An 11,440-nucleotide genomic window follows, 5' to 3' on the forward strand; every position below is an offset into this window, starting at 1 on the left:
CGGGAGCAAGCTCCCTCGCCACGGATTTACCGAATTTCTTGTTCAGGGCGGACGTTGCCGATCCTTATCGGGTCGCGTCTTCAGAGGTCCTTGACCAGCCGCAGCGCATCGTAGATCGCGGCATGGGTATTACGCGCCGACACCGCGTCGCCGATGCGGAACAGTTGGAAGCGGCCCTCGGGATTGGTCACGATGTCCTGGGTTTTCCCGGCGATCAGGTTGTGCTGTTCGACTGCGCCGTCGTTGCTCGAATGCGGGCGCAACTCGAAGTACAGGTCATCCAGGGGCAGGGTGCCGTGGTTGACCACCACCTGATCGACCACGCGCTGCTTGTGCACCTGGCCGTAATCGCTGCCGAAACTGGCGACCAACTGGCCGTCGCGCTTCTCCACGGAATCGACCCGATAGGTGACGGTGAAGGTGACGTTCAGGTCTTGCAGGCTGCGCATGTACGGCACCAGGTTCATGGCCATCACTTCCGGCGCGAACGATCGGTCGGGCGTGACGATCTCCAGTTTCGCACCGCTGTTGGCGATCACCTCGGCGGCCTGTAGCGCCGCGTGGTCGCCGGCGTCGTCAAAGATCAGCACGTTCTGGCCGGGTTTGACGTCGCCGGAAATGATGTCCCAGGTCGAAACCACCAGTTCGTTGCCTTGCTTGAGCACCTCGGTGTGGGGCAGGCCGCCCGTGGCGACGATCACCACGTCCGGTTCCTGGGCCAGGACTGTCTCGGCTTCGGCCCAGGTGTTGAATTGGAACTTCACGCCCAGCCGTTCGCACTGCGCCATGCGCCAGTCGATGATGCTGATCATCTCGCGGCGACGCTCGCTCTGCGCGGTCAGGCGGATCTGCCCGCCTGGCTGGTCGGCCACTTCGAGCACCGTGACGTCATGGCCGCGTTCACCGGCTACCCGTGCCGCTTCCAGCCCCGCCGGGCCGGTGCCGATCACCACGACCTTGCGCTTGACCGGCGCCTTGGGAATGTCGTGGGGCATGGTAGTTTCGCGCCCGGTGGCGGCGTTGTGGATGCAGTACGCGGCGCCGCCCTGGTAGATGCGATCCAGGCAATAGTTGGCGCCAACGCAGGGGCGGATGTCCTCTTCACGCTTTTCGATGATCTTGCGCACGATGTGCGGGTCGGTCATGTGGGCGCGGGTCATGCCGATCATGTCCACCTTGCCCGAGGCAATGGCGTGTCGCGCGGTGGCGACGTCCGGGATCTTCGCCGCATGGAACGTCGGGAAACCGGTGGCCGAGCGGATCTCACCGGCAAAATCCAGGTGCGGCGAGTTGCGCATGCCCTGGATCGGGATCACGTCGGTGAGGCCGGCATCGGTGTCGATATGGCCGCGCACGACGTTGAGGAAATCCACCAGGCCGCTGTCCTTGAGCATCTGGGAAATCCGGATGCCGTCGCTGGCACCGAAGCCCCCTGGCAAGTCTTCGTCGCCGGTGTAGCGCACCCCCAGCAGGAAATCCTCACCGCAACGCTGGCGGATACCGCGCAGCACATCGAAGGTGAAGCGCATGCGGTTTTCCAGCGAGCCACCGTAAGGCCCGTCGAGATCGTTGGTCAGTGGCGACCAGAATTGATCCATGAGATGCCCGTAGGCCTGCAGCTCCAGGCCATCAAGTCCGGCAGCCTTCATGCGTTCGGCGGCATCCACGTAATCCTTGATGATCCGGTCGATGTCCCAGTCTTCCATCTTTTTCGGGAAGGCCCGGTGGGATGCTTCGCGGCGATGGGACGGCGAGACGACCGGCAGCCAGTCTGCCTTGTCCCAGCGCGTGCGCCGGCCCAGGTGGGTCAGTTGGATCATCACCGCCGCGCCGTGCTCGTGGCACTCGTCAGTCAGGTCCTTCATCCATTTGACCACTTCGTCCTTGTACGCCAGCACGTTGTTGAACACCGGCGGGCTGTCCCGGGAAACAGCGGCGGAGCCGGCGGTCATGGTCAACGCCACGCCGGCCTTGGCCCGCTCGACGTGATAGGCACGGTACAAGTCCTTCGGCATGCCATCGACGGGATACGCCGGTTCATGAGAGGTGGTCATGATCCGATTCTTGAGCGTCAGGTGCTTGATTTTGTAGGGCTGCAGCAGAGGATCACTGGACATGGTGTTGCTCCGGGAACAGAACATCAGGCTGGGTTTTGACATAACGGTATGTGCAATGTTCATGTGTGTCAACGATTGAGACACAGGTGTACATTTTTCTTGCGCCACGGAAAAACCAGGATTACCATCCAGTCGAAACAGGGGTGATCCGGCACGTATGGCCGGTCGTCCGCGTCGATCCAGAGTGCGAGGGGGATGCGAGGAATCATGAAAGTGCTCGTTGCGGTAAAGCGCGCCATCGACCCGAATGTGAAAGTCCGGGTAAAGGCTGACGGTTCGGACGTCGAGCTCAACGGCGTGAAAATGGCCTTGAACCCGTTCTGCGAAATCGCGGTAGAAGAGGCGATCCGCCTCAAGGAGAAGGGGCTGGCGTCCGAGGTCGTGGTGGTCTCGGTGGGCAGTTCCGCCGCGCAGGAACAATTGCGCACGGCGTTGGCGCTGGGTGCGGATCGAGCGCTTCTGGTGGAGACGAGCGCCGTCCTCGAGCCGCTCAACGTGGCCAAGTATTTGAGCAAGGTGATCGATCAGGAAAAGCCGCAACTGATCCTGTTCGGCAAGCAGGCGATTGATCAGGAGAACAATCAGGTCGGGCAAATGGTGGCGCAGTTGATCGGCTGCGGTCAGGCCACTTACGCCTCGGCGGTCGATCATGTCGACGGACAATGGGTCGTCGAGCGTGAAGTCGACGGCGGCAGCCAGGTCGTCGCCCTCACGGTGCCCGCAGTGGTGACCTGTGATTTGCGCCTGAACCAACCGCGCTACGCCTCGTTGCCGAACATCATGAAAGCCAAGAAAAAACCGTTGGAAATCATTGCCGCCGACACCTTGGGCGCGAGCGTGAAGGAACACGCTCGATTGTTGGGCGTGGTCCCTCCGCCGGTGCGCAAGGCAGGCATCACGGTCGCTTCGGTGACTGAGCTGGTGGACAAATTGAAAAACGTGGCGGGGGTGATTTGATGCGCAGCTTAGTGATCGCCGAGCACAGTGCCGGTCAACTGACGGCAGGCACACGCAGTGCTGTGACCGCCGCCGTGGCGCTGGGTGCCGAGACGGATTTGCTGGTCCTGGGCGGCGCTGACGCGCCGGAAGTGGCGCGCCAAGCCGCGCTCGTCCAAGGCCTGGACCGCGTCTTGCTGGCGCAGGATGCGTGGTTCGAAAACGCACTGGCCGAAAATATCCAGCCGCTGATCACGTCGTTGGTCTGCGAGGGTTATACGCACGTTTTCGCCGACGCCAGCAGCATGGGCCGCAACCTGTTGCCACGGATCGCGGCCAGCCTGGACGTCGGCATGCTTTCCGACGTTACCGCTATCGTTTCGGCGGACACCTTCGAGCGACCCATCTATGCCGGCAATGCGATCGCCACGGTGCAATCCCTCGATCCAATCAAGTTGCTCACCGTCCGCGCCTCGGCGTTTGCCCAGGCGTTATCCCATGACAAATCCTGCGAAGTCATGGAAGTGGAGGGCGGCCAAAGCGCAACCCATGTCCGCTTTGTCAGCGAGCAACTGACAACCAGCGCAAGGCCCGATCTGTCGAGCGCCCGCGTCGTGGTGTCCGGCGGCCGGGGGATGCAGGCCAAAGACAATTTTGCCTTGGTCGAACGCGTGGCGGACAAGCTTGGTGGCGCGGTGGGTGCCTCCCGCGCAGCGGTGGATTCAGGGTTTGCCCCCAACGATCTGCAGGTTGGGCAAACGGGGAAAATCGTCGCGCCAGAGCTTTACATCGCGGCGGGCATCAGCGGGGCCATCCAGCACCTGGCGGGTATGAGCGGTTCCAAAGTGATCGTCGCGATCAACCAGGACGCCGAGGCGCCGATTGCCCAGGTGGCGGATTACCTGTTGGTGGCGGATTTGTTCGAGGCTTTGCCGGCACTCGAGAAGGCGTTGTGAATGAGCCGGTCATTGCGGTTGGAGACGCCAGAGGGCGGAGGAGGGCCGAAAAAACATCTGTCCCCATGATTTTCATAACTAGAACTAACCGGAAGGCCGCGTGCGGTCGTGATGGGAAATGAATGCTTCTGCTGCCCTGCCAATAACTATTAATACAGTCTGCGGAGATGCACATGATGACGTTACCCAGTAAAACTTTAATCGGCTGGTTTGCAGGCCTTGCTTTAGCCTGCAGCAGCCTGATCGTCCAAGCCGAGGAACCCGCGCCCATCCGTATCGGCTGGGTGAACTGGTCGGACACGGAAATCGCGGTGAAACTGGCGAACACTGCGTTGCAGGATCACCTCAAGCAACCGGTCAAGTTGGTGCTGGCCGACATCGGCATCCAGTTCCAGGCGCTGGCTAACGGCAATATCGACTTGATCCCGATGGTCTGGCTGCCCAGCACCCACAAGTCCTTCTATGACAAATACAAGGACAGGCTCGAAGACCTCGGCGTGCTGTACGAAGGCCGGATCGGCATGGCGGTGCCCACTTCCATTCCCACCAGCGAGATCGCCAGTGTCGAGGACCTCAACAAGCCTGAAGTGCGGGAAAAACTCGGTGGCAAGATCCTCACATCGGAAGTGGGTAACGGACAGTACAAGCTGACGGAAAAGGCCATCAAGGAATACAAACTCGACGGCTACAAAATGGTAGCTTCGTCGGAATCCGGGATGCTGAGCGAGCTGGATCGCAACATCAAGCGCGACAAATGGTCGTTGGTCAACGCCTGGAGTCCGCACTGGATGTTCGCCAAATGGCCGCTGCGCTACCTCGATGATCCGAAGCAGATCTTCGGCGGCGCCGAGCAGATCCACGCCGTCGCACGCAAAGGTTTCAGCGCGGAGCACCCTGACGTCGCGCGTTTCTTCGCCAATTTCAAGATCCCCAAGGCTGACCTCGAGAAGCTGATGGCGGATGCCCGTGACAGCACGGCGGACAAGGTGGTTGCGGAATATTACGCAACCAACAAGCCGCGTTTCGAAGCGATGTTTGGCAGCCAGACGGCTTCTGCGACGCCAGCCCAGTGATGGCCGTTGCTATCCGATAGCTGTTGCAGTCCGGTGCCCTTGGTCGAGAGCCGAGGGCACTGTCTGCTGTGTCCTGTCGCAGGTGTAGCAGGGCAGGGGGTTGTTCCATTCAGAGGCTGAGCGATGACCGTGACAACGCTGGGTATCAAGTTGGATGAGGAGACACGCGCCAGGTTGAAGTCGGCATCGGCCAGGTTGGACCGGACTTCGCACTGGTTCATGAAAAAGGCGATTTTGAATTTCATTGAACAAGTCGAAGCCGGGGCCGGCGTTGAGGCACTCGTAGCCGCCGAAGCGCTGGAACGGGATCGGTTGCGCCATAGCATTGCGAGGCGCCGCACAGAGAGCAGCCTGCTTGAAGATACCGTCCCCGGTGCGCGCGGTGCATGATCATGACACCCCCCGCCCTCGGTTAGGGATCGCCCTGTGCCTTCTGTCCATGCTGATTTTCGCAGCCCAGGATGGCGTCACCAAAGTACTGGTCAAAGACCTGCCGGTCGCGCAGTTGGTGATGGTGCGCTATTGGGTGTTCCTGGCTTTTGCTGTCGGTTATAGCGTCTATCAGGGCAGCCTGCGGACTGCGTGTCGAAGCCACCATCCTTACCAGCAGGTCATCCGTGCGCTCATCGGCGTGGGTGAGAGCGCCTTGTTCGGATTGGGGCTGCGCTATCTGGGTCTGGCTGAAATGCATGCCCTGTATGCAGTGTTCCCCTTGATGACATTGGCGTTGGCGGGTGCGTTCCTGGGCGAGTTCATTGGCGTGCGTCGATGGATTGCCGCTGCCATTGGTTTCACGGGGACGCTGGTTATCCTTCGGCCCGGCTCCAGTGTCTTCGAGCTAGCGGCGCTGATTCCGCTGTTGTCTGCCCTGGGTTTCGCGATTTTCAGTGTGCTGACCCGACGGATCAGCCAGCATGATTCCTTCGCCACGAATATGCTTTACATGGGCTTCTTCGGCGCGATCACTATCACCTTGTTGGGGCTTCCCGGATGGGTGGCGCCGAGTCCGATGCAATGGGGCCTGATTGCGGTGCTGTCCACGACAGGCGTGGTAGCCCAACTGTTGTTTCTCCAGGCGCTGAAGTATGCGACGGCGGCCACACTCCAGCCGTTCAACTACACGCTGCTGGTCTTTGCCACGCTGATTGGCCTGTTGGTCTTCGGCGAGTTGCCAGACACCTTGACCGTCGTGGGTGCCTGCCTGGTGATTGCTGGCGGGATGTACGCGATCAAGGCAAAAGGGTAGCGAACGGGCGGGCGAGCCGTCCATGGCTCGAAAGGTCGCTACTGATTCTTGTCCAGCGTCCTCAACGACTGCGGCAAGCCCCACATCAGCAAGGCCCCGGCCAGGATGCATGTGGCGCCGATGACGTACAGCGCCGGCGTGGTGCTGCCGGACATGTCCTTGATGTAGCCCACCATCACCGGGCTGACGATCCCGCCGAACTGCCCCAGTGTGTTGATCAGCGCGATCCCTCCCGCCGCGCCGGCTCCTGCACCTGCGAGCAGCTTGGGAGGAAGTGCCCAGAAGGCCGGGATCGATGCGATGATGCCGCTGCCGAGCAATGCCAGGGAAATGGTCAGCAGCAGCGTGTGGCTCGCAAAGATGCCCGCGCTGAAGAAACCGATCGCGCCGGCAAGCACCAGGCCGCAGACGAACTTGCGCCGCTCGCCGGTGGCGTCGGACCAGCGCCCGATCACCACCATGCTGACGGCGCCGCAGATATAAGGGATCGCGGTGAGCAGGCCAATGACGGTCGGGCTTTCGGTGCCGGCGCTGCGGATGAGTTGCGGCGCCCAGAAATTGAGCCCGTACGAAGCGACCTGGATGAGGAAATAGATCAGGCCCAACATCAGGAAGCCCGGCAATTTCAGCGCCGTCATCAATGAGCCGCCATGCTTATGGGGTTCCTGGCTGGCGATACGACTGGCCAGGTAGCTTTTCTCCGCATCGGTCAGCCATTTGGCGTCCGTGACGCGGTCCTTGAGGGTGAACAGCACGACCAGGCCCAAACCTATGCAGGGAATGCCACCCAGCAAGAACAACCAGTGCCAGCCGCGCATCTGCAGGACGCCGTCCATATGACCCAGGACGAGGCCGGACACCGGTGCGCCGATCAACCCGGCAAACGCAGACGCCAGGAACAGCGTGGAGGTGATACGCCCGCGGTAGTTTTGTGGAAACCACAGGGTGAGGTAGTACAACACACCGGGGGCGAAGCCTGCTTCCATGGCTCCGATGATGAAGCGCAGGACATAGAACTGCCATTCCGCGGTGACGAAGACCATCAGCGCCGTCGCGATCCCCCAGGACATCATGATGCGAGCGATCCAGCGCCGCGCGCCAACCTTGTAGAGCATCATGTTGCTGGGCACTTCGAACAGGACGTAGCCGACAACGAACAGTCCGGCGCCCAGTCCGTAGGCGGTATCACTCAGGCTCAGGTCGGCTTGCAATTGAAACTTGGCGAAGCTGATGTTGATGCGGTCGAAGAACGCGAACAGATAGCAGACCATGATCAAGGGCATCAGTCGCCATGCCACCTTGGCGATCAAGGCTTTTTCATCGTTGGCCACGGTGGCGACGCCGTCGCCCTGTGAGGTTACGGATACGGACATGAGTTTTTCTCCAGGCGAGTTTCCCTAGGGGAACCCTTTTGTTTTTGTTGTCTGGCTGGCGACCCGAGTCGCCTCGTTGTGTGTCAATCGATACCCGGAGGCAGCGGATGAAGGTCACAGTTTCGCCCCGCCTTGGCCACTTGCCCCGGCATTTCATGCCCGAGAAGCGAGGGCAGGGTGCGGGACAGTTTCAGCAAGTGGGGCAGGTCGATTCCGGTGTCGATGCCGATTTCTTCGCAGAGATTCACCAGGTCTTCGGTGCAGATATTTCCTGAGGCGCCCGGGGCGAAAGGGCAGCCTCCCAGTCCACCGAGCGAGGCGTCGAAACGCCGGCCCCCGGCCTCGTAGGCTGCCAGCACGTTGCACAGGCCCAGGCCTCGGGTGTTGTGGAAGTGCAACGTCAAGGCACTGGCGGGAAGTCGTTCCAACACCCGGCGCACCAGCCGGTAGACCTGGCGTGGGTTGGCCATGCCGGTGGTATCGGCCAAGGTCACACCCTGCATGCCGAACGTTTGGTAGGCATCGACCAGGCGCATCACCACGTCTTCATCGACCGGCCCTTCGAACGGGCAGCCAAAGGTCGTCGCTACCGAGCCGTTGAGGCTGACGCCGCTGTTGCCCGCCAGGGAAACCACGTCGGCAAAGGCCGCCAGGGACTGCTCGCGGGTCATGCGCATGTTGGCCAGGTTGTGGCTCTGGCTCGCTGACAGCACCAGGTTCAGTTCGTCGGCCTTGGCGTGGAGTGCCCGTTGCGCACCCTTGAGGTTTGGGATCAGCGCGACATAGATGACGCCGGGGCGCCGCGTGATGCTCTGGAAGACGTGCTCTCCATCACGCAGCGCCGCAATGGCCTTGGGCGACACGAAGGATCCCGCTTCAATACGAGTGAAGCCGGCCAGGGACAACTGATCGATGAGTTGGACCTTGTCCGCGGTTTCGACCCAGGTCGGCTCGATCTGCAGGCCATCCCGGGGCGAAACTTCCTGGACGATAAGGCGTTGCGAGTAGTCGGTAATCATTGCACGACCCCCTCATTCTTCAGACGTTGGATGGCGCTTTCGTCCAGGCCCAGTTCCCCCAGAACGGCTTGGGTGTGTTGCCCCAGGCTCGGTCCTTGCCAATTGACGGTGCCGGGTGTGGCCGACAGCTTGGGGACGATCCCGGGCATCTTTACCGCGGCGCCGCCCGGAAGCTGCGCATCCAGGATCATGTCGCGCGCCTGGTAGTGCGGGTCGCTGACGATGTCCTCCACGGAGTAGATTCGCCCCGCCGGCACCTCGGCTTTTTCCAACGTGTCGAGGACTGCATCAATTGGCAGCCTGATGCTCCACTCGCTGATGGCGCGATCGAGCTGTTCGCATTCCGCGACCCGTCCGTCGTTATGGGCGAATGCCGGATTTTCACCCAGGTCGGGTCGCCCAATGGCGATCATCAGGCGCTTGAAAATGGGGTCGCTGTTGCCGGCGATGACGACGTAGCCACCATCCGCCGTCGGGTAGGTATTGGACGGCGCGATGCCCGGCAAGGCGCCGCCGCTGCGTTCGCGGACATGGCCGAGCATGGCGTATTCCGGCACGAGGCTTTCCATCACGTTGAACACGCTTTCGACCAGGGAAACGTCGACGACCTGGCCGTCGCCCTGGCCGGTCTTGACCCGCAACAACGACATCAGCGCGCCCATGACCGCATGCATCGAGGCCAGCGAATCGCCGAGGCTGACGCCCATGCGCGCGGGCGGCGATTGCGGGTCGCCGGTGGTATAGCGAACCCCGCCCATGGCCTCGCCGATCGCACCGAATCCCGGGCGGTCGCGGTAAGGGCCGGTCTGCCCATAACCGGAGATCCGCACGAGGGTCAGCTTGGGATTGAGCGCATGCAGCACGTCCCAACCCAGCCCGAGTTTTTCCAATGCACCAGGGCGAAGATTCTCGATCAGCACATCGGCGCTTTCGGCCAGTTGCTTGACGATCGCGATGCCTTCGGCGGATTTGAGATTGAGTGCCAGGGATTTTTTGTTGCGTGACTGCAGGTACCACCAGAGCGAGGTGCCTTCGTGCAGCTTTCGCCACTTGCGAAGCGGGTCGCCTTGGCCAAGGCTTTCGATCTTGATCACCTCGGCGCCAAATTCAGCCATCAAGCGCGCGGCAAAAGGGGCGGCGATGAGCGTTCCGATCTCGATGACGCGGATTCCGCTAAGAGCAGTCATGGTGCAGCCTCGTGTTTCTTGGAATTTGTGCCAAGACTAGAGGCTGACCCTAAGCGGATTCCAACCTTGTGTTGGAAAGAGGCGTTCGCGTTTCGCGAACGCGGCGTTGGATCATTCGTTGAGCTGGAGGTGGTCGAACAACAACCGGCTCACGGGGGACAGGGCGTCGCGCTCGCGAACCACCAGCAGCAGCGTTCGATGGGACCAGTCATCGGTGAGCGGCACGACCGTCAACCCAAGGCCTTGCCCAAACAGTTCGTAGGCTTTGTACGGCAGGACGCCGATGCCCATGTTCGCCTGCACCATCCGACAGACCGCGTCGAACCCTGGCACATGGATGCGCACGCGCAAGGATTCACCGAGGGCATTGGCGGCAGCGTGGACACGACTGTTGATCGAACTCGCGGCGTGCAGGCCGATATGGTCGTATGGCAAGGTTTCCGAAAAGGCCACCTGGGCCCGGTTGGCCAATGGGTGGTCAGGGCGCATGACCACGGCCAGGCGGTCGTGCCGGTAAGGCACGCTGAACAGGTCCTTGGTGTCACTGTCCATCGTGCAGATGCCCAGGTCGGCAACACCGTCGATGATCCCTTCGACGACGCCCGTGCTGGGGCGTTCCTCCAGATCGACTTTCACCCGCAGGTGGGTGGACACGAAGCTGTGCAGGTCTTCGGGCAGGAATTGGATGATGGCCGAGAGATTGGCAAGCATGCGCACGTAGCCCCTGAGCCCTTGCAGGTGCTCGCCGACTTCGATGCCGACTTTCTCCACCTCGGCCAGCATGCGTCGCGCGTGGTGCAGCAGTGTTTCGCCGGCGCCGGTCAGGGACATGCCTTTTGCGGTACGGGAAAACAGCGCGACGCCCAGCACTTCCTCAAGCTCCATCAAGCGCTTGCTGGCCGCCGACACCGCGATAGCTTCCCTCGATGCCGCGCGGGTCAAGGTGCCTTCTTCATGGACGGCGACGAACAGCTGAAGCGTGATGAGGTCCAGGCGTCTGATCAGTTGCTTGTGGAGCATGGAGCCTGTCCTGTTGGTTGAGCTTGCCTCCCGACGTGTAACACAAAACCATTTGTGGGAGCGAGCCTGCTCGCGAAAGCGTCGTCACAATCAACGAAGAAGTTGAATGTGCTGGCCTCTTCGCGAGCAGGCTCGCTCCCACATTTGTTTTTTAGCGGGACCTGAGCCTGGTTTAGAACTTGAAGCGCCCCACCAGGCCCTTGAGCTGCCCGGAAATATCCGTCAGACGGGTCGAACCGGTCTGTGCGGTGTGGGCGAATTCCTCGACCAGTTGCGCATCGGAATGAATCTGCGCGATGTGCCGGTTGATGTCTTCCGCCACTTGGTGCTGTTGTTCCGCGGCGGTGGCGATTTGCGTGTTCTGGTCGCGGATCGAGTCCACCGAGGTGCGGATCTTGTCGAAGCTGTCGCGGGCCTGCTGGATGCGCTCGACGCTGGTGTGCGACACCTGCAGGCTGTTCTGCATCTGGTGTGTCACTTCCTGGGTGCGCCGGGCGAGGTTGCCGAGCAGAC

Annotated in this window: 10 protein-coding genes and 1 pseudogene; 5 read left to right on the forward strand and 6 right to left on the reverse strand. The window is 61.5% G+C overall.

Features of this window, described 5'->3' with window-relative positions; all coding sequences use genetic code 11:
* Positions 1–80 precede the first annotated feature (80 nt).
* The gene (locus tag OC610_RS12640) at positions 81–2,117 is read right to left on the reverse strand and encodes an oxidoreductase (protein WP_264428090.1); all 2,037 of its coding nucleotides are present in this window, start codon (positions 2,115–2,117) and stop codon (positions 81–83) included.
* Positions 2,118–2,324: 207 nt separating this feature from the next.
* Here OC610_RS12640 and OC610_RS12645 point away from each other — a divergent pair, with 207 nt between their 5' ends.
* The 5 genes from OC610_RS12645 to OC610_RS12665 all read left to right on the forward strand — a co-directional run bounded on the left by OC610_RS12645 (position 2,325) and on the right by OC610_RS12665 (position 6,328).
* A complete protein-coding gene (locus OC610_RS12645; protein WP_264428091.1) occupies positions 2,325–3,074 on the forward strand; it encodes an electron transfer flavoprotein subunit beta/FixA family protein in 750 nt (249 codons plus the stop codon).
* Entirely contained in the window at positions 3,074–4,009 is a 936-nt protein-coding gene (locus tag OC610_RS12650; protein WP_264428092.1) for an electron transfer flavoprotein subunit alpha/FixB family protein, read from the forward strand. The genes OC610_RS12645 and OC610_RS12650 overlap by 1 nt, the downstream gene beginning before the upstream one ends.
* A gap of 173 nt (positions 4,010–4,182) precedes the next feature.
* Complete coding sequence (locus tag OC610_RS12655) at positions 4,183–5,082, forward strand: glycine betaine ABC transporter substrate-binding protein (protein ID WP_030141845.1); 900 nt, start codon at positions 4,183–4,185, stop codon at positions 5,080–5,082.
* Between the two features lie 123 nt (positions 5,083–5,205).
* Complete coding sequence (locus OC610_RS12660; protein WP_030141844.1) at positions 5,206–5,472, forward strand: ribbon-helix-helix protein, CopG family; 267 nt, start codon at positions 5,206–5,208, stop codon at positions 5,470–5,472.
* Positions 5,465–6,328, forward strand: a complete 864-nt coding sequence (locus OC610_RS12665) for a DMT family transporter (protein ID WP_264428098.1) — start codon at positions 5,465–5,467, stop codon at positions 6,326–6,328. The genes OC610_RS12660 and OC610_RS12665 overlap by 8 nt, the downstream gene beginning before the upstream one ends.
* 38 nt (positions 6,329–6,366) lie before the next feature.
* Here OC610_RS12665 and OC610_RS12670 read toward each other — a convergent pair whose 3' ends face one another.
* From OC610_RS12670 to OC610_RS12690, 5 genes and pseudogenes are all read right to left on the reverse strand, one after another.
* Positions 6,367–7,701, reverse strand: a complete 1,335-nt coding sequence (locus tag OC610_RS12670) for an MFS transporter (protein ID WP_264428094.1) — start codon at positions 7,699–7,701, stop codon at positions 6,367–6,369.
* A gap of 83 nt (positions 7,702–7,784) precedes the next feature.
* Entirely contained in the window at positions 7,785–8,720 is a 936-nt protein-coding gene (locus OC610_RS12675; protein ID WP_264428095.1) for a hydroxymethylglutaryl-CoA lyase, read from the reverse strand.
* Positions 8,717–9,907 (reverse strand): CaiB/BaiF CoA transferase family protein, encoded by a 1,191-nt coding sequence (locus OC610_RS12680; protein ID WP_030141840.1) that lies wholly within the window; start codon positions 9,905–9,907, stop codon positions 8,717–8,719. Before OC610_RS12680 ends, OC610_RS12675 begins: the two co-directional genes overlap by 4 nt.
* A 111-nt stretch (positions 9,908–10,018) precedes the next feature.
* Positions 10,019–10,927 carry a LysR substrate-binding domain-containing protein gene (locus OC610_RS12685; RefSeq protein ID WP_264428096.1) on the reverse strand — a complete coding sequence of 303 codons (909 nt, stop codon included), beginning with the start codon at positions 10,925–10,927 and terminating at the stop codon, positions 10,019–10,021.
* Between the two features lie 172 nt (positions 10,928–11,099).
* Positions 11,100–11,440: pseudogene (locus tag OC610_RS12690) on the reverse strand (methyl-accepting chemotaxis protein); the annotation flags it as partial.

Source organism: Pseudomonas agronomica (assembly GCF_025917275.1).
GTDB lineage: Bacteria > Pseudomonadota > Gammaproteobacteria > Pseudomonadales > Pseudomonadaceae > Aquipseudomonas > Aquipseudomonas agronomica.